Source organism: Streptomyces sp. NPDC002785 (assembly GCF_040295565.1).
Lineage (GTDB): Bacteria > Actinomycetota > Actinomycetes > Streptomycetales > Streptomycetaceae > Streptomyces.
On record NZ_JBEOVN010000100.1, the window covers coordinates 1 to 26,246 of the forward strand.

Consider the following 26,246-nt stretch of genomic DNA (forward strand, 5'->3'; position numbering starts at 1 on the left):
TCCTGACGATCCTGACCGCCAAGGCTGAAAGCGCCGGACGGGAAGTGATGGCCGTGGACCCCCGCAACACCTCCCGGCGGTGCCCCGCATGCGGCCACACCGCCAAGGAGAACCGGCCCACCCAGGAGAAGTTCCACTGCACCGTGTGCGGCCACACCGCGCACGCCGACACAGTCGGAGCAATCAACGTTCTACGGGCCGGGCTGGTCCGTCGCGAAGCCCAACCGGCATAGCGAGAAACCACCCCCTTCAGGGGGTGGAGGAGTCACGGAGATGGTGTCGATCCGCCCGGACGACCGGCGGGCGGCCAGCGCCGCGACGCTGGAGGAGTCGATGCCTCCGGAGAGCACCACCAAGGGCGTGTCCGGGCTCACCCGGGCCCGCACCGCGCTCTCCAGAACCTGGCGGACTTTCTCGACCGCCTCGTCCTCCCGCATGACCCGGCGGGCGAGCTGTGGTGCCCAGGTACGGTGGGCGGCGCAGTTTCCGGTGTCCGCGTTGATGTCCAGCACCGTGCCGGCCTGCACCTGGTGGGTGCCGGGCAGCCGACGGACCGGCCGGGTGCCGGCGACGACCGACTGCCCGGCGGGGGCGGTCCGCAGCGCCTTCGCCTCCGTCGCCGCCAGCACCCGGCCGGGAGCGACGGACACGTAGAGCGGCACCGATCCCGCGTGGTCGGTGGCGAGGACGATCCGTCCCCCGTCAGCGACCAGCGCCGCGAACCGCCCGTTGATCAGCCGGAAGGCATGCACGTCATAGCGGTCGAAAAGGGCGAGGACGAGGGCGGCGCCACTGCTCGGCAGGTTGTGGCCGGGCAGCAGCTGGAACAGTTCGTCCTGGTTGTACAGTTCCCCGGCGAGTACCAGTGTCCTGCCCTGCGCACGGGCATGGGCGTCGGCCGGCGTTCCGGAGTGCAGGAGTACCGCGCGCAGGTGCTGGTCGGCAGTCCGCTCCCTCAGCTCGGCCTGGGAGCCGAGGGATGCGAAGACCGGCGCAACCGGCCGACCCCCGTCCTGGCGGATCTCGGCGAAGAAGCCGGTGGCGGCGGGAAGGTTCTGCGCCATGATCAGATGCTCAGGGCGCCGAAACCGCCGGCCTGGAAGTCATAGTTCACCGGCACTTCGATCAGGAACGGCCGCTGGAGCCCCGTGCCCTTGCGCAGCGCGGCCAGCAGTTCCTCACGGGTTGTGGCCCGGATCGCCTCGACACCGTTGGCGCGGGCGAGCGCGGTGAAGTCGACACCGGTGAATTTCACCGCCGGATCGTGTGAGCGGTTGTGGCCGAGGTTCTGGTACAGCTCGATCAGCCCGTTGGTGTCGTTGTTGACGACGACGGTCACGATGGGCAGGTTGAGCCTGGCCATGGTCTCCAGGTCGGCACTGTTGGAGTGGAAGCCGCCGTCGCCCGCGATGAGGAAGGTCGGCTGTCCGGGCCGGGCGAGCTGGGCGCCGATCGCCGCCGGAATGCCGTACCCGAAGCTGGAGCAGCCGGCCGAGGTGAGAAAGCCGAACGGCTGGTCGGCGCGGGCGAAGAGCACCCCGTAGTGGCGGAAGAACCCGATGTCGGAGACGATGGTGCCCTCGCCCGCTTCTGCCGTCTCCGCCATGACGGTGTTCATGGAGTCGATTACTTGGTGGACCCGCATGCCGTCGTCGTACTGGCGTGGGTCGGCCAGGAATTCGGCGATCCGGTTCCGCAATGGCGTGATGTCGTGCGGAGACTTCGCGGCGACGTCGGCCGTATGGCTGTCGAGGTACTCCACGAGTGCCAGCACGTCGGTGACGACATCGACGTCCGGCCGGTAGACCCGCGGAACCGGGTTGGCCGTGGGCGACAACCGGATCGTCGTCTTCTCTCCGCCACGTTGCCACATCGAGGGCCGCAGGTCCTCGGCGTAGTCATAGCCGAGGGTGACTATGACATCCGTCGGCCCGAACAGACTCTCCAGCGCCGGGAAGGACAGGATGCCGTCCATGTAGCCGGTGACCGCACCGTAGTTCAGTTCGTGGCCGTGCGGCAGCACCCCCTTGGCGATGTACGTGGTGATGACCGGGATGTTCAGCCGCTCGGCCAGCGCGCGGATCGCGGGCACGGCGCCGGACCGGATCGCGGCGGCGCCGACGACCAGCACGGGGTGCTTCGCTGCCCGAAGCAGCTCCGTGGCCTTGCGCGCGGCATCCTGCCAGCCGTCCTCGACCGTGCCGAGTGGCTTGGCCGGGACTCTGGCCTCGGGGTGCGGCAGTGAGATGTCGATCTCACTGCTGAGAAGATCCACCGGCAAGGAGATGAAACTGGGGCCGACCGGCTCGGTCATGGCGGCGGCCACCGCGGAATCCACCAGGTCGGTCACGTCATCGGGGCGCTTGAGCTCCACCGCGTACTTGGTCATCGGTCCCATGACCGCCACCGAGTCCAGGCACTGGTGGGTGTCGTTGGGAAAGATATCGTGCGACTCGGACTGCGCAGCCAACGCGATGACCGGGGAACGGTCGAGGACGGAGGTGGCGACCCCGGTGGACAGATTGGTCATGCCAGGGCCCAGCGTGGCCCAGCACGCCTGTGGCCGACCGCTGATACGGGCCAGCACATCGGCGGCAACGCCGGCGGTGAACTCGTGCCGGGTCAGCACGAAGTCGATACCGTCGACCTCGTCGAAGAGGATCGACGCGGCCTCACGGCCGACCACGCCGAACACGGTCCTCACCCCGTAGTCGTGAAGACGCCTCAGCAGGGCGTGGGCAGTGGTCGGATTGGTGCTCGGACCGGTTGAGACGCGGGACATGGAAGCTCCTCTGCGTTCAGATGGTGTCGCGACTGCGCCAGGTGCATGCGGCGCGTGCAGATGGCACGGCGACGAATGGCAACCACGAAAGCACTGCTGACTGTGCCGACGTGCTTTGCAAAGACATGGACGATCTTCTTGTGCCGTCCCTCCGCGTGGCCGGCTCATGAGGTGAGGAGCGGTCAGCGAATCGTCGAACGGTCCGCGTCGGCGCCCACTGTGGATGCCGCACTCCACCGGGCCATGACGCTGTTGAGAGAACCGCCTCGGGTATTCCGGCCCTGCCCTTGCCGCGCAGTGGACTACTCCCGCCCCTCCCTGCACACGGTGCGTCCTGGACGGGCAAGTCGTATGCGTTCGGAGAAGTCGGAGGAGACGTGGACGTCCGCTGCCTCGGCCCGGTCTTGCGGACCGCTTGACGAACGGCGTGATGTGCGGTCAGCGGAAACACAGCCCCTGGATGCCAGACTCCGTCCGGTCGGCAGCCGTTCACCGCCCCACCGGCCGCCACCAGCACTCTCTCTTGCGTCCACGCCGTAACACCGGCCTGTCCCGAGGAGCCTGCCCATGTCTGTATCCCCGACCGTGCCGGTCACCGCGTCGCCAAGGACGGCCCAATGGGTCCAGGCCGACCGTGACCGGCTGATCCACCCGAACCTGCCCGCAGGCCAGAAGGACCGCATCGTCATGGTCGAGGGAAGCGGATGCCACGTCCGCGACAGTTCCGGGCGGAGCTACCTCGATGCCGCGGCAGTACTTGGGATGATGCAAGTGGGTCATGGGCGCAGCGAGCTCGCGGAAGTCGCCGCCGCGCAGATGAACACGCTTGAGTGCTTCCATACCTGGGAGCTCATGAGCAATGACAAAGCGATCGAACTGGCGGTGCGGCTGACCGAACTGGCGCCCCCCGGCCTTGAGCGCGTCTTCTTCACGAGCGGCGGGGCGGAGGGCAACGAGATCGCCCTGCGAATGGCACGATTCTTCCACTACCGCATGGGTCACCCCGAACGGACATGGATACTTTCCCGGAAGACGGCCTACCACGGTATCGGCTACGGGAGCGGCAGTGTTTCAGGGCTCCCCGTCTACCACGAGGGATTCGGCCCCACCCTTCCCGACGTTCACCACCTCACGCCTCCCGACCCGTACCAGATCCAGATGTACGGCGACGAGGGCGCCACGGAATTCTGCCTGCGGGAGCTGCGTGAGACCATCGAACGGATAGGGCCGGGCCGAATCGCGGCGATGATCGGCGAACCGGTCATGAGCGTCGGCGGCGCGGTCCTACCGCCGTCGGACTACTGGCCGCGCGTCGCGGAACTGCTGCGGGAGCACGGAATCCTGCTGATCTTCGACGAGGTCGTGACGGGATACGGCCGCACCGGACACTGGTTCGCGGCAGAGCACTTCGGTGTGACACCGGACATCCTGGTCACCGCGAAGGGCATCACCTCCGGCTATGTCCCGCATGGCGCGGTGCTGGTCAGCGACCGGGTGACCGAGACGGTGAGCGGCTCCAACGGCTTCCCCATCGGGTTCACCTACACCGGCCATCCCACCGCCTGCGCTGTCGCCCTGGCCAACCTGGCCATCATCGAACGCGAGGGCCTGCTGGAGAACGCGAACAAGACCGGCGCATACCTCGGACATCGGCTGGAGGCGCTGCGCGATCTTCCCGTCGTCGGCGACGTCCGTCGGCTCGGCCTGATGCTCGGTATCGAGCTGGTGGCGGACAAGGAGGCCCGGACACCGCTGCCGACCGGGACAGCCCCGGTCGCGACGGCATTACGTGAGGATGCGGGGATCATCCTGCGCGGCAACCCCCGTTCCCTGCTGATCAATCCGCCCCTGGTGCTGGACCGCGAGGGCGCGGACGAACTGGCCGACGGTCTGTACGCGGTGCTCCGGCGCGTGAGCTCGGAGGGCCGCATCCGGTCCTGAGCCTCGACGCCTCGAGAGAGCAGCAGTCGACCGCCCTGCCAGAACCGAGGAAAGGACCGCCTCATGTCCCTTTTGGACCTCACACCCGACGAACTCCTGACAACCACGCGCTCCGTGCGCAAGCGACTCGACCTCACCCGTCCGGTGCCGCTCGAACTGGTCAAGGAATGCCTCCGTATCGCGCTTCAAGCACCGTCAGGGAGCAATCGGCAGACCTGGCACTGGATGGTCGTCACCGACCGGGACCAGCGAGCTGAGATCGGCCGGTACTACAAGCAGGCGGTGGAGACGTATTTGACGTCCGATGGATCGTGCGCCTCGCTGTACAAGGAAGAACCGGTGCGTCACTCGGAGCAGAAGCGCGTCGGCGACAGCGTCGCCTACCTGGGCGAACACATGGGTGACGTCCCTGTCCTCGTCATCCCCTGCCTGGACGCGAATGAGGCCCCGGAGTACAACGAGGCCGGCATGTGGGGATCGGTCATCCAGGCCGCGTGGAGCTACATGCTCGCCGCCCGGGCCCGTCGCCTGGGGACCGCGTGGACAACGCTGCATTTGATGTACGAGAAGGAGATCGCCGAACTGCTGGGCCTGCCGGATGGTGTCGTCCAGGCGGCTCTGATCCCGACCGCCTTCTCCGTAGGCACGGAATTCAGGCCCGCTGCCCGGCAGCCGCTCGAATCGGTTCTGCACCTCGACTCCTGGTGAGCGACAGCCACCGTAACCACCGCCCACTCGTGCGAACAGGACACAGATGACCAGCGCACCGCTACCCACCCGCAGCCTCGGCACACTGGAGGTGGCCGCCCAAGGCCTGGGCTGCCTCAGTACGACCTCCTTCTACGGACGGGCCGACCCCGCGGAGGCTGCCGCCACTTTGCACGAGGCGATCGACCGCGGTGTCGCTCTGCTGGACACCGCCGACGTTCAGGGCCTGGGCGAAGGTGAGCGGCTGATCGGCAGGGCCATCGCAGGACAACGGGACCGCGTGTTGGTCTCCACGAAGGTCGGCCTGGAGCGCGACTCCGTCGGGGAGTTCCTGGGCGTGCGAGGCGACCGGACCTACATCCGGCAACGCTGCCATGCCTCGCTGCGACGTCTCGGCGTGGATCACCTCGACTTCTATGTCAAGCACTGGGCGGCCCCCGGTGAGGACATCGAAGAAGCGATCGGTTCGATGGCGGAGCTCGTGGCCGAGGGCAAGGTGCGCTACGTCTGCCTGTCCGAGGTCTCTGCCGCCACCATCCGTCGGGCACACTCAGTACATCCGGTCACCGCCGTACAGAGCGAATGGTCGCTGTGGAGCCGGGGTATCGAGACTGACGTCCTGCCGACCTGTCGGGAGCTCGGCATCGGTGTGGTCGCATCCTGCCCCTTGGGGCGCGGGTTCCTGGCCGGCCAGATCCTCTCGACGGCGGACCTCGGCCCCCCGGAAGACTTCCGGCGCACCCTCCCCCGGTTCGCCGACCCCAACCTTCACCACAATCTGGCGGCGCTGAACGCACTACGGCGCCTGGCCGTGAGGCGCGGGATCACAGTGGCGCAACTCGCCCTGGCGTGGCTCCATCAGCAGGGCGACGACGTCGTGCCGATACCGGGCACCGCCCGCCGGGACCACCTGGCGGAGAACCTCGCAGCCGCGTCGGTCGAACTGTCCGAAGACGAGCTCGCGGCTGTGGAGGCGGCAGTGCCCGCGGTCGCCGTCCATGGCGAACGGTATTCCCCCTTCTTGATGCAGCTGGTCGGCAACTGAGTCACCCCGCACGTGTTACCCACAGGAAAGGCTGGAGAGCGTGAAATTCCTGGAAAACGACCTCGCTGCCTGCGAAAGTCTGTTGCCGGGCCTTGCCTGCCGCCTGGCCGATGTGCCATTCGGTGAACTGGAGTCCCCGGAAAGTCCTGCCATCGCCCTGTTCAAGGACCACGGTGGCACCAACCTCCTGGTGCCCAGTGCCTACAACGGAATCGGCGCCTCCCCACTCGAAGCCGTCAGGGTCGTCCGCGCGCTGGGGGCGCTCGCCCCGTCACTGGCGGTGGCGACCGCGATGCACCACTTCTCGGTCGGCATGCTGTACTCCCTCGGCCCTTTGTACGGCGGCACCACCAAAATCCAGAAATCCGTTCTTGACGTCATAGCGAAGAATCGATCACTCATCGCCTCCGGTTTCGCGGAGGGACGCTCCGGTCACGGTATTCTGAGCCCGACGGTCGAGGCACGGGAGACATCCGGCGGCTACCTCATCACCGGCTCGAAGAAACCGTGCAGTCTTTCGCGATCAATGGATCTCCTCACCGCCAGCGTAGGAGTGCGTGGCGACAACGGCACCACCGAGATGGCCTTGCTGGTACTCCCTGCCGACACTCCAGGAATCTCCGTCCATGACTTCTGGTCGACATTCCCACTGGTTGCCGCAGAAAGTGACGAGATCCGTCTCGATGATGTTTTCGTCACGCACGAGGACTTTCTCCAGCCACCTCCGAGCGCAGCAGAGAAACTGGACGAACTCAATGAAGCCGGCGTCATCTGGTTCCAGATGATCATCGCTGCCTCTTACACCGGTGTCGCCAGCGCACTGGTCGACCTGGTGCTGCAGAAGCAGCGCGGGTCGGCGGCCGAACGCGCGCACCTGTGCCTCCTCATCGAAACGGCGGCTTTTCTCGTCGAGGGAATCGCCCGCAGGATCATGGACGGCGACCTCGGCAATGACTGCGCCGCAGCCTCCTTGTTCACTCGCTTTTCCGTGCAGGACCTGATCACCAGGGCCGTCGGCACGGCGGTCGAGATGCTGGGCGGTATGGCTTACATTTCCTCCCCGAAGATCGCCTACTTGGCTTCTGCCGCGCAGGCCATCGTTTTCCATCCTCCATCGCGGATGAGTATGGGGGAGGCAATCGCCAACTACTACACGGGAAAGCCGCTTTTCTTCTCGTAGAAATCATCCCAGGTGGAGTGGACAATGGTTGGAATAATAGATTTCGAGATTTCGTTCCCGTCATCTCGGATAAGCGTCCAACAGATAGCAGCGGAGTGCGGCCTGCCCGAGGAGGAGGTGCGCACGATCACCACGTGCGACAGTTTCCCGGTGCTCGGCGACGGAGAGCGGGAATGGGAGCTCGCCCTGCGGGCCGCTCAGGAAGTGATGAAACGGACCCAGGTACCGCCGTCGGCCGTCCGGACGGTGATATACGCCGGTACGGGCGAATGGGACATTCCCTGCTGGTCGCCGTCGGCCAAAGTCGCTCACGAACTCGGGATCAGGCAGGCCTACTGCTTTGAGCTGACGAACCACTGCAATGCCGTGACGGCCGCGGTGCAGATCGGATGCGACAGGGTCGCTGCGCGGGACGGTGAGTACACGCTCGTACTGATCGGGGACCGGGTCAGCACGCTGCTGGACTACAGCGACCCCCATGCCAAGGAGATGTTCAACCAAGGAGACGCGGGAGCGGCATTCCTGCTGTCGGCGTCCGGCTCCACGGTCGAGGTCCTGCAGTCGAAAATGTGCACCGACCCGAGTTGGTGCGACTACTACACAGGTGTCCGCGAGGGCGAAAGGGTGGTCATCAGGCGCAATGGCGACCGGGACGGTCTGGCCGACGCCTACGCGGAGAACTTCGTCGGGCTCACCACAGACGTCCTTGCCTCGCTCGGAAAGGACATCACCGACGTCGCCTACCTGCTGGTCACCCACGGCAGCCGACCGATACACGAACGGCTGCTGCTGGAATTGGGTCTGCCGGAGACCAGAAGCGTGTTCAACTACCACCGGCTCGGGCACATGGGTGGCGCGGACACCTTCATCGCGATGCAGGACCTGATCACCGCGAAGAAGCTCAGGCGCGGTGATCTCGTCCTGCACGCCACAAGCGCAGTGGGCTTCAGTTGGGGTGTCATGGCCATGGAGTACGCCGGCTGACGACACGCTGTCCTGCAGCGCCACCGGGACATCGCTCTGCCGTGCCCGCCTGCCGAACTGCCGGAACTGGCCCGATCTTTCCCGGGGCCGTGTGCAGGCGGGCACGGTCCGTGCAGCGGCGCGGTGCCGCACGGGCCGCGAGGGCGGGACCAACACGGGGTCAGCGACCTCGAACCGCGTCCAGTTCGGCCACCGACGCGTACGTGTTGCCCCGAGCAGCCCCGGATTGGCCGTCGGGGCAGGAAGCCGGCGCTCTTCTCCTTCTGGTGCGCGCCGAGTTCAGGACCGGACGGCCCAAGTGATCACCTCACAACAGCCCCCGGCCGTGTGGCCCGCTCCAGCTCCATCAGCACCGAGTAGTACGACCGCCCCGTGGCCCGGTCCATACCGATCTCGCACATCCGGTTGGCCGAGAGATACGCGTCGTACTCCCGCGCATTCACCTCGGCGGCCTCCTTCGCCGTCGCGGAGGCCGTCAACTCCTTGTGCAGCATGCCGCGGTCGCCCGCGAAGGCGCAGCACCCGGCGTCGTCAGGGATCACGACCTCCTCCGCGCAGGCCTCAGCGACCGTGCGCAGCTGCTCCACGTCGTCCAGATGCTGCATGGAACACGTCGGATGCAGGACCGCCGAACCTGTCTTCCTGAGCACCGTCAGCTCGGGAAGCAGCTCCTCGGCCGCCCAGACCAGGGAGTCGACAATCGTCAGCTCCCGGTGCAACTCCCGGTTGTCGTCGGTGAGATGAGGCACCACCTCATGGGCGATGCCCAGCGTGCACGACGATGCGTCGACGACCAGCGGCAGCCTTCCGCCCGCCGTCCAGCCCCAGGCCGCTTCCACGATGCGGTTGGCCATCACGGCATTGCCCGCGTCGTACCCCTTGGAGTGCCAGATCGTCGCGCAGCAGGTACCCGCGACGTCGTCCGGGATCCATACCGGCTTTCCGGCGCGGGCGGAGACGGCGACGACGGCCTGTGGCAGCGACGGGCCGCGATGGCCTTCGGGACCGCCGAAGATACGGTTCACACACGCCGGGTAGTAGACGGCGCTCGCCCCGACACGGGAGGTACGGGGCAGTTTCCGGGCGGCGGCGCCGGGGATCTCGGGCAGCCACTCGGGCACCAGATCGGGGCGCACAGCCTTGCGGGCGAGCCCGGTGAGCGTCTCCAGCGGCCCGTCGCCGATCCGGTCGGCCGCGGCGACCGCGAGCCGTGCCGCCGCCTCCACCGCCTTGAAGTTCTTCGCGGTGAGCGCCGCGATCCGCTCCTCGCGCGGCGAGTGCCGCTGGTGGCGGAAGTCCTTCATCATGGCGCCGGTGTCGATGCCGACCGGGCAGGCGAGCTTGCATGTCGAGTCGCCCGCGCAGGTGTCGACGGCGTCGTAGCCGTACGCGTCGAGCAGCTGCGCCTCCACCGGTGAACCGCCCGGCTGCCGCATCATCTCCCGGCGCAGCACGATCCGTTGGCGCGGCGATGTGGTCAGGTCATGGCTGGGGCAGGTGGGTTCGCAGAAGCCGCACTCGATGCAGGGGTCGGCGATCAGCTCGACCTTGGGGATGGTCTTCAGCCCGCGCAGATGGGCCTTCGGGTCGCGGTCGAGGACGATCCGGGGCGCCAGGACCCCGTCGGGGTCGATGACCTGCTTCGTGCGCCACATCAGCTCGGTCGCCTTCGGGCCCCACTCCAGCTCCAGGAAGGGGGCGATATTACGGCCGGTGGCGTGCTCCGCCTTCAACGAGCCGTCGAAGCGCTCCACCGTCAGCCGGCAGAAGTCGTCCATGAACGCTGCGTAGCGGTCGACATCGGACGGCTTCGCCGCGTCGAAGGCGAGAAGGAAGTGCAGATTGCCGTGCGCCGCATGGCCGGCGACGGCGGCGTCGAAGCCGTGCTCCGCCTGAAGTCCGAGCAGGGCCTCGCAGGCATCGGCCAGCCGGGAGGGCGGCACCGCGAAGTCCTCCGTGATCAGCGTCGTACCCGAAGGCCGGGAGCCGCCGACCGCGGTGACGAACGCCTTGCGGGCCTTCCAGTAGCCGGAGATGACCTCGGCTTCGCGCGTGAACTCATTGGTCACCGAGGCAACGGGGGCGACCAGGCCGAGCCCCTCGACGACGGTCGCCGCAGCTCGCTCGTACGCCTCCTGGCCCGCCTCGTCCGCAGCCCGGAATTCCACCAGCAGCGCCGTGGTCTCCTTGGGCAGCTCGGCCCAGTCCGCAGGCACGCCCCGGACGCTCACCGACGCGCGCAGCGTATTGCCGTCCATCAGCTCGACGGCGATCGCCCCCGCCTCGTTGAAGCGGGGCACGGCGGCCGCCGCCGCGGTCAGGGAGGGGAAGAACAGCAGGGCGGTGGAGATGCGGCGGTCCAGCGGCAGAGTGTCGAACACGACCTCGGAGATGAAGCCGAAGGTGCCCTCGGAGCCGACCATCAGACCGCGCAGGATCTGTACGGGCGTCGAGCCGTCCAGGAAGGCGTCGAGCCGGTAGCCGTTGGTGTTCTTGATCTCGTACTTGGCGCGGATCCGGGCCGTGAGCTCGGCATCCGCCTCGATCTCCGCCTTCAGCGCCAGCAGTCCCTCGCACAGTCGCGGCTCGGCACGGGCCAGGTCCTCGTCCGCTGCAGGGTCGCCCGTGTCGACGACCGTGCCGCTCGGCAGTACGAAGGTGAGGGAGGAGACGGTGCGGTACGAATTGCGGGTCGTTCCCGCGGTCATTCCGGAGGCGTTGTTGGCGACGACTCCGCCGATCGTGCAGGCGATGGCGCTGGCCGGGTCGGGCCCCAGCAGCCGGCCGTGGCGGGCGAGGGTGGCGTTGGCCCGCAGGATCGTCGTCCCCGGCCGGATGCGGGCCTGCGCTCCGTCGTCCAGGACCTCGATGCCCGCCCAGTGGTGGCGTACATCGACGAGGATGTCCTCCCCCTGGGCCTGGCCGTTCAGACTGGTGCCGGCCGCCCGGAAGACAACCTCGCGGCCCTTGCCGTGCGCGTACGACAGGATCGCCGAGATGTCGTCGATGTCCTCCGGGACCACGACGACCTGCGGGACGAACCGGTACGGACTGGCGTCGGAGGCGTACTTCACCAGGTCGGAGACCTTCCACAGCACCTTCTCCGGCCCCAGCAGGTCGATCAGCTCGCCGCGCAGCGGTTCGGGCGTGCCCGGAGCCTGCCGGTCGGGGACCCGGTCCGGGGACGGAGTACGCACCGCACCAGGGCGGAGTGCTTCCGGCTTCGGCTCCAGCAGTGGCATGTCGAGCTCTCCTCGGCGGTTCGGTTCTGTACGGCGACGGCACACACGCGGCACCCATCCGGTCTACCCGTGTCCGCGCAGGTTCAGCAGCGGCGCTCCGGCATTCCGTTGACCAGGGCGGACAACAGCCCGCCGAGCACCTCGCGCTGATCGGCGGTCAATGGAGCCAGGATCTCCTCTGCGGCGGCCCGGCGCGCGTCGCGCAGTGAGCGGAGGGTGGCGAGGCCCACGTCGGTGATTTCGATACGGACCACCCGGCGGCTGTCCGGATCGGGGGCGCGACGCACCCGGCCGCTCGCCTCCAGGCCGTCGACCAGACTGGTCACAGCACGCGGGACGACGTCCAGGCGCTGCGCGAGGTCCGCCATCCGGGGCGGACCGTCGTAATGCGCGACGGTGCGGAGCAGCCGGAACTGTGCGGGAGTTATGCCGATCGGCTCCAGCTGGCGGCTCTGAATCCGCTGGAGCCTGCGGGTCACCCGCAGCAACTGCTCGGCGAGCACGCCATCGGCGTCGGAGGAGTCCATGAAGGGAACAATATCAGGACCCTGTGCATTGTGAGTATAGGTAACAATGAGCTATGCTCTCGAAAGTCTGAGTCCCAGTCTTGAGACCGAGTTGTCGCGCGCCGGACGAAGGAGCCCATGAAACCCGACGAGATCACCTGGACGCCCCCGTCCCGGGGCGGGGGCCGCCCGCCCGCCGAGCTGCGCCGCATCCTGCGCCTCTTCCATCCCTACCGAGGTCGGCTCGCCCTGGTCGGGCTGCTTGTCGGCGCCTCGTCGCTGGTGTCGGTCGCCTCGCCGTTCCTGCTGCGCGAAATCCTGGACACCGCCATCCCGCAAGGACGTACGGGGCTGCTGTCGCTGCTCGCCCTCGGCATGATCCTCACCGCCGTGATGAACAGCGTCTTCGGGGTCCTGCAGACCCTGATCTCCACCACGGTCGGCCAGCGCGTCATGCACGACCTGCGCGCCGCGGTCTATGCCCAGCTGCAGAGGATGCCGCTCGCCTTCTTCACCAGGACCCGCACCGGCGAGGTGCAGTCCCGCATCGCCAACGACATCGGCGGCATGCAGGCGACCGTCACCTCCACCGCGACGTCACTGGTCTCCAATCTCACCGCGGTCGTCGCCACGGTCGTCGCCATGCTTGCGCTCGACTGGCGGCTCACCCTCGTCTCGCTTCTCCTGCTTCCGGTCTTCGTCTGGATCAGCCGCAGGGTCGGCCGTGAGCGCAAGAAGATCACCACTCAGCGCCAGAAGCAGATGGCTGCCATGGCGGCCACGGTCACCGAGTCGCTCTCCGTCAGCGGCATCCTGCTCGGCCGGACGATGGGCCGGGCGGACTCCCTCACCAAGGGCTTCGCCGAGGAGTCCGAGAAGCTGGTCGACCTCGAAGTGCGCTCCAGCATGGCCGGACGGTGGCGCATGTCGACGATAGGCATCGTCATGGCCGCCATGCCCGCCGTCATCTACTGGGCAGCGGGCATGACCCTGGAGTCCGGCGGCCCCGCCGTCTCCATCGGCACGCTCGTCGCCTTCGTCTCGCTCCAGCAGGGTCTCTTCCGGCCCGCCGTGAGCCTGCTCTCCACCGGGGTGCAGATGCAGACGTCCCTCGCGCTCTTCCAGCGGATCTTCGAGTACCTCGATCTCGAGGTGGACATCACCGAGCCCGAGAACCCCGTGCGGCTGGAGAAGATCCGCGGCGAGATCCGCTTCGAGGACGTCGACTTCAGTTACGACGAGAAGAGCGGCCCGACCCTCAGCGGCGTCGATGTGACCGTGCCGGCCGGCGGCAGCCTGGCGGTCGTCGGACCGACCGGGTCCGGCAAGTCCACGCTCAGCTATCTGGTGCCCAGGCTCTACGACGTCACCGGCGGCCGGGTCACGCTCGACGGTGTCGACGTACGCGATCTGGACTTCGACACCCTGGCGCGCGCCGTGGGCGTGGTCTCTCAGGAGACGTATCTCTTCCATGCCTCGGTCGCCGACAATCTGCGCTTCGCCAAGCCGGATGCGACCGACGCCGAAATCGAGGCAGCCGCCCGTGCGGCGCAGATCCACGACCACATCGCCTCGCTGCCCGACGGCTACGACACCCTGGTCGGCGAACGCGGCTACCGCTTCTCGGGCGGCGAGAAACAACGCCTTGCCATCGCCCGTACGATCCTGCGCGACCCGCCCGTCCTGGTCCTCGACGAGGCGACGAGCGCCCTCGACACCCGTACGGAATTCGCCGTGCAGGAAGCGATCGACGCGCTCTCCGCGGGACGCACCACCATCACCATCGCGCACCGGCTCTCCACCGTCCGCGACGCCGACCAGATCGTCGTCCTGGACGGCGGACGAACCGCCGAGCGCGGAAGTCATGACGAACTTCTCCAACAGGACGGCCGCTATGCCGCCCTCGTCCGCCGGGACAGCCAACTGGCTCCCGCGACAAGCTGATCGGCGGGGTAGTGAGTGCCCCTGCCGAAGCCGTACACGCGGCGGCGCCGCCGCTCCCGTGGGACGGGAAGCAACGGCGCCGGGCGGAGCAATGATCAGACGAGCCAACCCACGAAGTGGACGATGCCGGCGAGCAGGTTGGTGATGAGGTTCATCCGGTGTTTCTCCTTGTACATGGTGCATGTATGGGACTGCGCAGTCTCGGTCTGCAGCCCGTCGATTGCGCCCTGTAATCATCATCCGCCGAAGCGCCGCTGAGCATCGAACAGCGAAACGATCACACGTTCCAGCGAACGTCCGATCCCCTGTTCGTGTGTTCTGTTCGTGGAGCGTGGGCGCGTGTCGTCCAGGTGGGCGTTCCGTCGTGGCGGCAGCCGTTCTCGTACCGCTGCTGACGAGGGGGCCGAAGGTCGAGCGGGCCCGCCCGCTCGTGATCCGGCGAGGGATGGCGGGCGTCCCAGGTGTACGCCGCAGTCGACAAGACCCTGGCCGTAGCATCCGGCACCACCGAGAAAGCCGCTGGCACGGCAGATCTGCCGCTCCCGGCCGAGGCGTAGGGCAATCCCGATGGATACACAAGGCCGTTGCCAACCGTTGGGAACGGGCGCAGCCGTTCCAGTCGGCGTCACTCGGATCGCTCCGCCACCGCGGTGACGGCCATCGTGCGGCGCGCAATGACACCGTCCGTGTCCCCAGAGAAGGCCAAGGAGCAGCTGAACGTCAGTACGGGGACTTCTTGAAACGCCGCCGTCCCCTCAGGCGTCACGCGCCAGCTGGTATGCCGGGAGATCACGGTCGGCCGCGTTGTCCCAGCTCCTCGGAGAGCCGAAGTGACGCTCCACCCACTGCGGGTCGTACACCGAGTCGAGATAGCGCTCGCCCTGGTCCGGGGCGAGCGCCACCGTGGTCAGCTCGGCGGCGTCCCGGCGCGCGGCCAGCCAGCGCAGCGCGCCGCTGACCACCGTGCCGGTCGACCCCCCGAACAGGAATCCCCGCCGTGCCATCGCATGACAGGTGTGCAGAGTGTCCCGCTCCGGCACCATCACCACGTCGTCCACCAGGCTGGAGTCGAGGAGCGGTGGCCGCACCCCCGCTCCCAGCCCCGGAATCATCCGGGGCAGGGCCGGGCCACCGAAGGTCACCGACCCCACACTGTCGACTGCCACGATCGTGACGGGCCGGGGCTGCTCCCGGAAGTAGCGGGCGCAGCCCATCAGCGTGCCGCCGGTGCCCGCGCCGATGAAGAGGACGTCCAGCTCGGGGAACTCGGCGGCGACGGCGGGCGCTGTAGTGCGGTAGTGCGCCTGCCAGTTGTTGGGGTTCGCGTACTGGTTGAGCCATACGTACTTCGAACCCTCCTCGCACAGCTCGCGCACCATGTCGAGTCGGGCGCCCAGCAGACCGCGTTCCCCGGCAGCCTGTGTGACCACCCGGACCTCGGCGCCGAACGACTCCATCAACCGGCGGCTCGCCCGATTGCAGCGGGAGTCGGTGACGCACAGGAAGCCGTATCCCCGGTGCGCCGCGATCATGCTGAGCGCGATGCCCAGGTTGCCCGAGGACGACTCGACGATCACGGATCCAGGGGTGAGAATGTTGTCCCGCTCGGCGGCGCGCACCATCTCCAGGGCAGCCTTGAGCTTCACGGAGCCCGCGAGGTTGAACCCCTCGCACTTGAGATGGAGCGGCGCCCCGAAGACCGACTCGAGATTCACGAACACATCGTCCGCGTTGATCTCGTAGGGGGCGGATACAACCGGCACTTCATCACCCCTTTCGTTCCGGGCGCAGCTCAGGCGCCGGTGCGTCCATAGCGGTCCAGTTCGTGGAAGAAGCCCTCCACGACACCGAGTTGACGCGACTCCCGCAGACGATCGTGCACATGCCTGCCGAGCGCGATGTCGAGCACACCGAGACCGAAGGGGGAGAAGATCACCGTGCGGTCCGTGGGCACCTCGACCCGGCCCTCCAGAACGTCGTACAGAGTTCCGTCGATGAAGTCCCGGTTTTCCACCCGCTGTTCGGTCAGATGCACCGAGGTGTCCGCCTTGAGGCAGTGCTCCACGTCGTCGACGAAGTTCGCCGACGCCAGCACCACCTCGGGGGCCACATCCCGCAGCGACACGTTCAGCACCAGCGGATGGTGCGCGAACCAGGCGGGCTCATGGACGTGCGGGGCTCCCGCGACGGTGGCGAAGACCACCAGGTCGCTCGCCCGGATCAGTTCCTCGGCGGTGCCATGGTTGACGACCGGGGCGGCGTCGGGCCGGCCGCCCAGGTAGCCCGCGAACGCCAGGGCGTGCTCGCCGGAGAGGTCGTGGACACCGACCTCGTCGAAGGTCCAGCCGGTGGCTTCGAAGTAGCGGTGGATGTAGCGGGCGATGAGTCCGGTGCCGATGAAGCCGATGCGCCGCGGCCGCCGGCCCGGGCTCAGCCGCCCGGCCGCCAGCACGGCCGAGGCCGCGGTCCTGGAGGCACTGATGATCGAGCTCTCCAGGCAGGCGAACGGGTAGCCGGTGTCGTGGTCGTTGAGTATCAGGACCGCGGATGCCCGGGGGATGCCAGAGGCGACGTTCTCCGGGAAGCTGGAGATCCACTTCAGGCCGTCGGTGGGCTGCTCGCCGCCCACTGAGGCGGGCAGGGCGATGATACGAGAGCTCGGCCGGTCGGGGAAGCGCAGGAAGTACGACGGGGGATTGACCGTCGAGCCTTGGCCGTGCAGCCGGTAGACCTGCTCGGCCAGATCCACCACCTGCTGCTCGCCGCCCGTGAGTATGTGGGCGACCTGTTCACCCGTGATCACGGCGAACGACGGCACGACGGGATTGCGGGACAAAGCTGGCTCCATCCGTGAGCGATGCGGGGAAAGGGACTTCGATGGTTCGAGAGTGCGGACGCCCCCGTGGACCCGTTCGCGCCGCGTCGTACGCCGGGGCATGCCCCACTGCGGTCCGGGACCGGGGGCAGGGTCAGGGCCGCGTGGGCCACTCGACGGCCGGGAGCGTCACCGGATCGCCGAGCACGACGGCGATCTCGCGGTTCCCTTTGTACGCCTCACGGCTGTGGGCCATCCGCAGATTGTCGACGATCATGAGGTCCCCGGCCCGCCACACCTCACGGAGCGTGTGCTTCTCGTACGCGTCGTTGATGGCTTGCACATGGCTCTCGTCGATGGCCGATCCGCTGCCGTAACGGGTGTTGAAGGGCAGGCCGTCCTCGCCGAACTCGAATTTCAGGTACTCCCTGACCGCCGGGTCGAGAGTCCACTCGCTCAGGAACGCAACCTGGTTGAACCAGGCGCGGCGACCGGACACCGGGTGGCGCAGCACCGCGGCGGAGCGCTGGCGCGTACGCAGATTGTCGTTGCCGGCCCAGGTGGTCTCGATGCCCCGGGCCGCGCAGTACTCCTCCACGGCTGCGCGGTCCGCGCTGCCGAACGCCGCCGCGAGGCCGATGCCCGTCACCTCGGTGTAGTTGCGGTCCAGGAGCCACCCCTCGGCCTCGAGAGCCGTCACCAGCTCGGCGGGAAGTGCCTCCAGGACATCGTGGGAGTCCGCCACACCGGTGGTGCCGCCCGAGGAGGGCGCGCTGAGGCAGGCGAACAGCAGGGTGGCGGGCACCTCACGGGCGTAGCTCAGCTCGTGGTGCATGCACATCGGCTGGTCCGCGGGCCACTGCGAGGAGGAGTACACGCCGTCAGCGAGGAGACGCCGCGCGGCGAAGCCCTCCCGCTCGGTCATCACCTCGTGCAGCAGCGTCCGGCTCACCCGCCCGACCGCCTCCGCGTCTCTCAGACCCAGGCCCCGGACCAGCAGCGCCCCGTGCTCCGTGACGGTCGCCTGCAGCCGCGCACGGTGCGCGGCCGTCCAGGCGGCGGGATCAGCCTCGGCAGCGGATCCGAGATCGAGGACGGCCGGGCTGCTCTCGGTCCGCACCACCTCGAAGGGGGCGTCCGAGGCCGGATTCGACATCATGGGCATGGTGGTCCTGGCTCCGCCGTGTCGCTGCGTGGGCGCGGTGTTCAGGGGGTCCGCGCCGGTCGCGCCGTCCAGTCCCGAAGGGCCACAGGCCCCGGTGAACGACGACTGAGTCCGGCCGTCCGACCGTGTGGCCAACAGCTCGGCGAGCCCGGCCAGCGTGGGGTTCTCCTGTACGTCGCGCAGGGTGAAGGAGCGATCCATCTGGACCACGAGGCGCACTGTCGAGAGCGACGTCCCGCCCAGGTCGAAGAAGTTGGCCGCACGGCCGATCCTCTCGACGGGGATTTCCAGCACGGCGGCCCATGCCTTGGCCAGCCGGCGCTCGTCATCGGTACGCGGCTCGGCGTGGTGCTCGTCCGACGCGGCGGCGAGGTCGGCGGCGAGCGCTCGCAGGGCCTGCTTGTCGGTCTTGCCGTTGGAGGTCAGCGGCAGCGCGTCGAGGCGGAGGATCCTGCGCGGAACCATGTAGGCGGGCAGGCTCTTCGCCAGGCCTGCGCCGAGCACGTCGGCGGGCAGGCCGGACCCCGTCTGGAAGCCGACCAGTTCACGGCCCTCAGCCGAACTCTCGACGACCACGACAGCGCCGTCACGGACACCGGGCAGGTGCAGCAGCTGGTTCTCGATCTCGCCGATCTCGATGCGGAAGCCCCGGATCTTGACCTGGGCGTCGCGCCGTCCGAGGAACTCGAGCGAACCCTCCGGCAGCCAGCGGCCGAAATCGCCCGAACGGTAGAGGCGTTGCCCGGGCCGGTGCGGGTCCTCGCCGAAGGCAAGAGCCGTACGTTCGGGGTCGTTGACGTAACCACGGCCCACGCACACACCGGAGAAGACGATCTCGCCCGGCGCGCCCAGCGGTACCGGACGCAGCTGCTCGTCGACGACATAGACCGTCACATTGCGAACCGGCGGGCCGAGTGGCACCGAGTCCCGCTGCGGGACCCCGGTCATCACCCCGTGGTTGGTGTCGTCGGAAGTCTCGGTGAGCCCGTAGGCGTTCATCAGAGAGATGTCCGGGAACCGGGCGAACCACCGCACGGTCAGTTCCTTCTTCAGCGCCTCGCCGGTGACCGACACGCAGCGCAGCAGGGGCAGTCGGCCGGGTGAGTCCTCCAGCCGCGCGAGCAGCACCTCGAGATACGACGGAACGACCTGGAGCACGGTGACCCCGCCCTGTTCGACCGTCTCCAGGAAGCGGTCGACGTCGAGGATCGCGTCCTGCTCGACGATCAGGGTCCGCCCACCGACCACCAGGGCGGAGACGAGCTGCCACAGGGAGATGTCGAAGGACTGCGGGGCGGTCTGCGCGACCACCTGGCCCGCCTCGATCCCGAGGTCGTCGATCTTCGCGTAGAGGTGGTTGACGAACCCCGCGTGCTCACACATCGCACCCTTGGGCTCACCGGTGGAGCCGGAGGTGAAGTACAGGTAGGCCAGCTGGTCGGGGCCGACCGCGATCGCCGGGTTCTGCTCGCAATGGCCCTCGGTGAGGGCGTCGGCGATGGTGAGCAGCCCCTGGTCAACAGGGGACGCGGCCCACGCCGGATGGTCCGGGCCATCGTCCTCGGTGAGTACGAGCCGGCAGCCGCTGCGCTTCAGCGTGCGGGCCATTCGTTCTGCCGGGAGTCCCGGTTCGATGGGCAGATAGGCCGCGCCGGCCTTGAAGACGCCGATCACCGCCGCCTGCCAGTCGAGGTGACGCTCGCTGACCACGGCCACCACGGCTTCAGCACCGAGATCCCTCGAGATCAGGGTGTGGGCTATTCGGTTGGCCTTCGCGTTGAGTTCGGCGTACGTCCAGCTGATGCCCTTGTGTACGGCGGCGACATCGTCCGGCCTGAGGGCCACCTGTTCCTCGAAGAGTTCGTGGAATCGGCGGTCGGGCAGCTCGCGTGCGGGGCCGGACATGTTGTGGATCTGATGGTGGAACTCCGCGTCGGACAGCAGGCTCAGGCCACGGCACCGCGCGTCGGGCGCGGCCACCATCTGTTCCCACGCCGTGACGTAGTAGCCGGCGATGCGCTCGGCGGCTTCGGCGTCCAGGACGTCGTCGCGGTAGCGCAGCAGCAGGGCTGGACCCGCGGGACCGTTCCTCAGGGCGGTGCTCAGGACGATGTCTGTCCTGGCGCTCCGGTGCGGGCTGCCCGCATCGAGGTCGAGCACCGTCTCGAAGGCGCTGTCGGCGGGACGCCCGGCGGCTTCCGCCGAGGCACTCACGAGCTCTCGCCAGCTCCCGTCGCCCATGGCCAGCAGGCGGGGCCCGGCTTCGCCCGGTGCGCCGTCGACGGCCCCCGGCCGAACGCCTTCCGTGACTGGGGGGATGTAGCCCGTCACCATGGCACGCTCACCGCTGAGCGCGCCGAGGACGGCGGTGTGGGCGGCGAGAGCCGCGGCCTCCCAGCCGGCCCCGGACCGCCGCGCGAGGAGACGGACGCGCGCGGCGAGACGCTGGGGGATGACGCAGGAGAACTCCGCGTGTCCGTGCGGGGCACTGGACTGCGGCGCCCAACGAGGTACGAGCCGCTGCGGTGCTCCAGTGATCGTCAACGCTTCCTCCTGTGGACCCGGAAACCGGAGGGGGAGGTGTCGGTGTCGAAGTCGGGTAGGCGTACATGCCTGACACCACCTGGATCGGCTGCGAATTCCGGACTCTCGCCCGAACTCCCCCTGAAATCCTCGCAGTCGTAGAAGATCAAACGCTACCCCATGCCGGAACGATACTCGATGGGCATCGGCCCGGGCTTGTAAGGCAGCAAACTGGCGATATGTCTGATGTGAGTTCGTGAGAGACGGATGGCGAAATAGGTCGAGGTTCGGTCGGCGTGGCCGCGCTGTCCACGGGGGTGCCGATGAACCTTCAACTGTCCATTGAACTGCCCGGGTTGACTGTGCGACGGTGGGAGTGAGTAACCTCACAGGGCATGGACCGATGCTGAATGACGCGGCAGGATTTGGGCGTGGCCGGGGCCGGGAGGGGTGGTTGGCCATGCGAACGCAGGAAGCGGGGGAGCGGAATGGGATTCGTACTTTCGGCAGGCGCGGTGCGCAGGGTGTCGATGAGGGGACAGGGCGCGTGACGGGCGGTCCCCCTCTGCGGCGATGCCGCATTGAGGCAATGCATTCAAAGAATGATCGATGCCATACTCTCCGCGCTCTTTGTGGTCCTATTTGTGAAATTTTGATACATGCTTAGAAATAGCGATGTCAGGTCTACCGACCGCTGGTTCCGGCCGATATCCAGAGGGAGTACGAGTTCGCCTACTCGCCTCATCTGTTTTCCCCATGCCGGCGGTACCGCGAGCTACTTCCGGGACTGGGCGGGGCTCGTCCCACCCGATGTGGAGGTCCTGGCCGTCCGATACCCCGGGCGGGAAGACCGGATCACGGACCCGCTCCCGGAGACCATGACCGAGCTGGTCGACGGCATATCCACAGCTGTTCACGCATTCTTCGACAAGCCTTTGGCGTTCTTCGGTCACAGCATGGGCGCCTCAGTCGCCTACGAGGTCGCCGCGCGGCTGCGGGTGGAACACCTGAGCGCGCCGCGGCCCTCCACGGATTCAACGCGGCACACTCCCCGGCCAGTTGCCCTTTTCGTCTCCGGACGCTCGGCACCCGGACGCGAAACGGCGTGCAGTATCGCCGAGTTCAGTGACGACGAACTGGTCGAGGATGTCGTCCACAAGGGCGGCGCCGAGGCCCACGTGTTCGCCGATCCCGAACTGCGCTCGCTGATCCTGCCCGTCATTCGCTCCGACTACCGGCTGCTGGAGCGGTACGGCAGAGGGAAGACCGACGGCAGCCCGCTCGACATTCCCGTCTTCGCCTACCACGGCGACGAGGACGTCGACATCGCTCCGGCAGCGGTAGCCGGATGGTCGGCGGTGACACAAGGCCCGTTCGCCGTAAGGAGCTTCAGCGGCGGTCATTTCTACCTCTCCGACCATGCCGAGGAACTCGTCGGCGATGTCGTCGGCAATCTGAGATCGCTCGTGGGCTTCCCGGTGCACTGAAGACTCGTCACCGTGCGGCCACCCATGGGACGGTGAGGCCGGCCCACCACGGGTGGCCGGATCGTCCGCCCGGACACCAGCAATTCCCGACGCGGCCCGCGCCCTTCCTCTGCCACGCAGATGGGCGCTTGCGACGCTCTGCGGAGCCGGAATGAACCATCAGTCGCACAACACAGGAGGAACTCATGAGCAACCCGTTCGAGGACGCAGACGGCACCTTCACCGTTCTGGTCAACGACGAGGGCCAGCACTCGCTCTGGCCCGTCTTCATCGAGGTGCCCGGCGGCTGGACCACGGTGTTCGGCGAGGCCGGACGCGCGGAATGTCTCGAATTCATCGAGCAGTCCTGGACCGACATGCGCCCGAAGAGCCTGATCACGGCCATGGAAGGCAAAGAGAGCGCCTCCGGCTGAGCCATCCGCGACGGTGAGGCGCGATCGCTCGCCCACAGCGTGCCTTCGGACGACGGAGCACGCGGGCAGCCACATGGCTTCTCACCCGGTGCTGTTCCGGGCGCGCCGAACGTATTCACGGCCGCCCGCTTCCTCACGACCGTCAGAGTCCAGCAGGAGCCGGCCCGCACGCAGGGCAACCGGACTCCGACGCCGTCGAACCTGTTGCGGACATGGCCGCTCTCGCGCCGCCCGTTGTCCGCACGCTCTCTGAGTAGTTGAAAACAAGGGGTGTTGGTGTGTCTGAAGCAGATGGCGTCTTCCACGAGCTGATGGCTGCGCAGCTGGGAATTTGGACTGCTCAGCATCTGCACCCTGACAACCCCATCTACAACGTCGGCGAATACATGGAGATCAACGGCGAACTGGACGTTGAACTCTTCGAACGAGCTCTGCGCACCGCATTGAGCGAAGCCGAAGTCCTTCACGTGCGGTTCGTCGGCGAGGGCGAGTCCCTGCGGCAGCACGTCATGGTCTCGGACGACTGGCCCTTCCATGTGATCGACCTCAGCGGCGAGGCAGACCCGCGGGCCCGTGCCGAGGAGTGGATGCGGACGGACATGCGCCGCCCGGTCGATCTGCGCACGGGCGTCCTTTTCACCCAGGCCATGCTCCGGCTCGGCCCCGAGCGTGTGTACTGGTACCAGCGCTGCCACCACATCCTCGGAGACGGATTCTCCGGACCTCTCGTCAACGGGCGCATCGCCCAGATCTACGCCGCTCTCCTGGAGAACCGGCCCTACGACGAAGGGGCCCTCGCCCCGATGTCCAACCTGCTGGACGCCGACCGCTCCTACCGGTCCTCGGAGGACCAGGCCAAGGACCGCGCGTACTGGGGCGAGATCTTCAGCGACGTGCCGGCCCCGGTCAGCCTCAGCGGACAACTGCCCACCGGCACCCCGCACTTCCTCCGGCGCAGCAAGGCCGACGTGCACCCGGACGACTCAGCCCGCCTACGCGCCACGGCACGCGGACTGCGCACCAGCATCACGGGCATAGCCATCTCGGCCGCCGCGGCATACCTGAACCGTGCCACCGGCGCCGAAGACATCGTCATCGGAGTCCCCGTCTTCGGCCGGTCCGGCAGCGCGCAGCGCAAGACGCCGGGCATGGCGACCAATCTCGTCCCGGTCCGGCTGTCGGTCCGCCCCTCGATGTGCGTCGAGGAGCTCGTGCGACAGGTCTCCGCGCGCGTGCGCGAGGCCCTCAGGCACCAGCGGTACCGGTACGAGGACATGCTCCGAGATCTCCGGCTCATCGGCCGCGGCAGCCTCGCCAGCATGGTCGTCAATGTGGTCCCCTACGCCTACGACTTCTCCTTCGGCGACTGCGAGGTCCGCGCCCACGCCCTGAGCAGCGGCCACTTCAACGACGTCGCGTTCTGTGTGTACGACCGGTCGGCGGACGGGCGCATCGAGATCGCGCTGGACGCCAGCTCCGAGTTGTACGACGACGACGCGACCCAGCTCCACACCCAGCGGCTGCACAGCGTCATGACCTGGCTCGCCGGTGCCTCCCCGCAGGAGCCGGTCGGCCGCATCGACATCCTGGACGAGAAGGAGCGCAGGCAGCTCCTCCACGACTGGAACGACACGGCACGGGAGCTTCCCGGGACCACACTGACCGCCCTGCTCCAGGAGCAGGTGGCGCGGACGCCGGACGTGGCCGCTGTGTCGTCCGGGGAGACGGAGCTTTCGTACACGGAGCTGGACAGCCGGGCGAATCGTCTCGCACGTCTGTTGATATCGCGGGGTGTGGGTCCGGAGTCGCTGGTCGCGGTCTGTATGGACCGGTCGGCGGACCTGGTTGTGGCCCTGCTGGCGGTCCTGAAGTCGGGTGGCGCGTACGTGCCGATCGACCCGGAATACCCGGCCGACCGCATCGCCTACATGCTGGAGGACGCGCGGCCGGCCCTGGTCGTCACCAGTGACACGGTTCAGCCGGTTCTGCCGTCGGTGGAGGGCCCGGCGCGCGTCGTGGTCGACGACCCGCGGACGGTGGCTGAACTCACCGCGCTGGATGCCGCAGTTCCGCAGGAATCCGAGCGGCACGGACAACTGCTGCCGTCCCACCCCGCCTACGTCATCTACACGTCGGGTTCGACGGGCCGTCCCAAGGGCGTGGTGATCACACACCAGAACCTGATCAACTATGTGACCCGCTGTGTGGATGTCTATCCCGACCTCCACGGGACCACCCTGCTGCACGCCTCCATCTCCTTCGACGCCGGTGTCACCGCTCTGTACGGTGCCCTGACGTGCGGTGGACGCGTGATCGTCGCACCCATGGACGATCAGCTGCCCACCGTGATGCGAGGGCAGGAACTGACCTTCCTGAAGGCCACGCCCAGCCACCTCGCGTACATGGACGGATTCGACGAAAGCTGTGCCCCGGCGGGCCAGCTGATGGTCGGCGGCGAGGCTGTCAGCGGCACGCAGATACGCGAGTGGCGCCGACGCCACCCCTCCGTGCAGGTCGTGAATCACTACGGCCCCACCGAAGTGACCGTTGGATGCACGGATTACCCGGTGGGCCCCGGGGACGACGCCGAGACCGGCACGCTTCCCATCGGCCGCCCCATGTGGAACACCCAGGTGTTCGTGCTGGACGCGGCGCTGCAGCCGGTGCCGGTGGGCGTCACGGGTGAGTTGTACGTCGCCGGCGGCCAGCTGGCCCGTGGCTACCTGGGCCGTCCGGGGCTGTCGGCGGAGCGATTCGTGGCCTGCCCGTTCGGCGGCGCGGGTGAACGCATGTACCGCACCGGCGACGTCGTGCGCTGGCGCGCGGACGGTACCCTGGAGTTCCTCGGGCGTGCCGACGACCAGGTGAAGGTACGGGGCTACCGCATCGAACTCGGCGAGATCGACGCCGCACTGGCATCGCACCCGCTGGTCGCTCAGGCGTCGGTGGTTCTGCGTGAGGACGCGCCCGGGGACAAGCGCCTGGTCGCCTACGTCGTGCCGGACGGCGAGGCGTCCTTGGACGTGTCGATTCTGCGTACGCATGTCGGCACCATGGTGCCCGAGTACATGGTGCCATCGGCGTTCGTCACTCTGGACGCGCTGCCGTTGACGGTGAACGGCAAGCTGGACCGGCGTGCCCTCCCGGCCCCCGACTACGCCTCCGCGGCCGTGTCCGGACGGGCGCCCTCGACGGTGCAGGAGGAGATCCTGTGCGGGGCGTTCGCCGACGTACTCGGTCTCCCGCACGTCGGTGTCGACGACAACTTCTTCGAACTCGGCGGGCACTCGCTGCTCGCCGTGCAACTGGTCGAGCGCCTGCGTGAACTGGGCACGCCCACGAGTGTGCGGGCGTTGTTCGCTTCGCCGACGGTGGCTGGTCTTGCGGCGGCGTCGGTGGGGCGTGATGCGGTGGTCGTGCCGGAGAACTTGATTCCGGCCGGTGCGGAGGTGATCACGCCGCAGATGCTGCCGTTGGTGGAGCTGACCGCTGACGAGATCGGGCGGATTAC

The 26,246-nt window shown here is 67.9% G+C and carries 17 protein-coding genes; 10 read left to right on the top strand and 7 right to left on the bottom strand.

Going from position 1 to position 26,246, the window contains the following annotated elements:
• Positions 1–233, top strand: a 233-nt coding sequence (locus ABTZ94_RS22325; protein ID WP_351202809.1) for a zinc ribbon domain-containing protein, incomplete at its 5' end; no start/stop codon positions are given.
• Here the strand turns inward: ABTZ94_RS22325 and ABTZ94_RS22330 are convergent.
• Both ABTZ94_RS22330 and ABTZ94_RS22335 read right to left on the bottom strand, forming a co-directional pair.
• A complete protein-coding gene (locus tag ABTZ94_RS22330) occupies positions 192–1,064 on the bottom strand; it encodes an asparagine synthase-related protein (protein ID WP_351202810.1) in 873 nt (290 codons plus the stop codon). The genes ABTZ94_RS22325 and ABTZ94_RS22330 overlap by 42 nt on opposite strands.
• Positions 1,065–1,066: 2 nt before the next feature.
• Complete coding sequence (locus ABTZ94_RS22335) at positions 1,067–2,782, bottom strand: thiamine pyrophosphate-binding protein (RefSeq protein ID WP_351202811.1); 1,716 nt, start codon at positions 2,780–2,782, stop codon at positions 1,067–1,069.
• Between the two features lie 567 nt (positions 2,783–3,349).
• Here ABTZ94_RS22335 and ABTZ94_RS22340 point away from each other — a divergent pair.
• The 5 genes from ABTZ94_RS22340 to ABTZ94_RS22360 all read left to right on the top strand — a co-directional run bounded on the left by ABTZ94_RS22340 (position 3,350) and on the right by ABTZ94_RS22360 (position 8,640).
• Positions 3,350–4,723, top strand: a complete 1,374-nt coding sequence (locus tag ABTZ94_RS22340) for an aminotransferase family protein (protein WP_351202812.1) — start codon at positions 3,350–3,352, stop codon at positions 4,721–4,723.
• Between the two features lie 63 nt (positions 4,724–4,786).
• A complete protein-coding gene (locus tag ABTZ94_RS22345) occupies positions 4,787–5,431 on the top strand; it encodes a nitroreductase family protein (RefSeq protein WP_351202813.1) in 645 nt (214 codons plus the stop codon).
• Between the two features lie 46 nt (positions 5,432–5,477).
• A complete protein-coding gene (locus ABTZ94_RS22350; RefSeq protein ID WP_351202814.1) occupies positions 5,478–6,476 on the top strand; it encodes an aldo/keto reductase in 999 nt (332 codons plus the stop codon).
• A 40-nt stretch (positions 6,477–6,516) separates the two neighbouring features.
• Entirely contained in the window at positions 6,517–7,656 is a 1,140-nt protein-coding gene (locus ABTZ94_RS22355; RefSeq protein WP_351202815.1) for an acyl-CoA dehydrogenase family protein, read from the top strand.
• 117 nt (positions 7,657–7,773) lie between these two features.
• Complete coding sequence (locus ABTZ94_RS22360) at positions 7,774–8,640, top strand: 3-oxoacyl-ACP synthase III family protein (RefSeq protein ID WP_351202816.1); 867 nt, start codon at positions 7,774–7,776, stop codon at positions 8,638–8,640.
• A gap of 302 nt (positions 8,641–8,942) precedes the next feature.
• Here the strand turns inward: ABTZ94_RS22360 and ABTZ94_RS22365 are convergent, their stop codons facing one another.
• Positions 8,943–11,882: an FAD-binding and (Fe-S)-binding domain-containing protein gene (locus ABTZ94_RS22365; protein ID WP_351202817.1), complete on the bottom strand. Its 2,940-nt coding sequence runs from the start codon at positions 11,880–11,882 to the stop codon at positions 8,943–8,945.
• Between the two features lie 83 nt (positions 11,883–11,965).
• Complete coding sequence (locus ABTZ94_RS22370) at positions 11,966–12,409, bottom strand: MarR family winged helix-turn-helix transcriptional regulator (protein ID WP_351202818.1); 444 nt, start codon at positions 12,407–12,409, stop codon at positions 11,966–11,968.
• A gap of 117 nt (positions 12,410–12,526) precedes the next feature.
• On the opposite strand from ABTZ94_RS22370, the gene ABTZ94_RS22375 reads away from it, so the two are divergent.
• Positions 12,527–14,332 (top strand): ABC transporter ATP-binding protein, encoded by a 1,806-nt coding sequence (locus ABTZ94_RS22375; protein WP_351202819.1) that lies wholly within the window; start codon positions 12,527–12,529, stop codon positions 14,330–14,332.
• Between the two features lie 755 nt (positions 14,333–15,087).
• Here the strand turns inward: ABTZ94_RS22375 and sbnA are convergent.
• From sbnA to ABTZ94_RS22395, 3 genes are all read right to left on the bottom strand, one after another.
• Positions 15,088–16,095 (bottom strand): 2,3-diaminopropionate biosynthesis protein SbnA, encoded by a 1,008-nt coding sequence (gene sbnA, locus ABTZ94_RS22385; RefSeq protein ID WP_351202820.1) that lies wholly within the window; start codon positions 16,093–16,095, stop codon positions 15,088–15,090.
• A gap of 29 nt (positions 16,096–16,124) precedes the next feature.
• A complete protein-coding gene (gene sbnB, locus ABTZ94_RS22390; protein ID WP_351202821.1) occupies positions 16,125–17,168 on the bottom strand; it encodes a 2,3-diaminopropionate biosynthesis protein SbnB in 1,044 nt (347 codons plus the stop codon).
• 133 nt (positions 17,169–17,301) lie between these two features.
• The gene (locus tag ABTZ94_RS22395) at positions 17,302–20,856 is read right to left on the bottom strand and encodes a non-ribosomal peptide synthetase (protein ID WP_351202822.1); all 3,555 of its coding nucleotides are present in this window, start codon (positions 20,854–20,856) and stop codon (positions 17,302–17,304) included.
• Positions 20,857–21,494: 638 nt separating this feature from the next.
• On the opposite strand from ABTZ94_RS22395, the gene ABTZ94_RS22400 reads away from it, so the two are divergent.
• The 3 genes from ABTZ94_RS22400 to ABTZ94_RS22410 form a co-directional block, all read left to right on the top strand.
• Complete coding sequence (locus ABTZ94_RS22400; RefSeq protein WP_351202823.1) at positions 21,495–22,322, top strand: thioesterase II family protein; 828 nt, start codon at positions 21,495–21,497, stop codon at positions 22,320–22,322.
• Positions 22,323–22,507: 185 nt separating this feature from the next.
• Positions 22,508–22,735 (top strand): MbtH family protein, encoded by a 228-nt coding sequence (locus ABTZ94_RS22405; RefSeq protein ID WP_351202824.1) that lies wholly within the window; start codon positions 22,508–22,510, stop codon positions 22,733–22,735.
• Positions 22,736–23,013: 278 nt separating this feature from the next.
• Positions 23,014–26,246: non-ribosomal peptide synthetase (locus tag ABTZ94_RS22410; RefSeq protein WP_351202825.1), on the top strand; the 3,233-nt coding region annotated here is incomplete at its 3' end.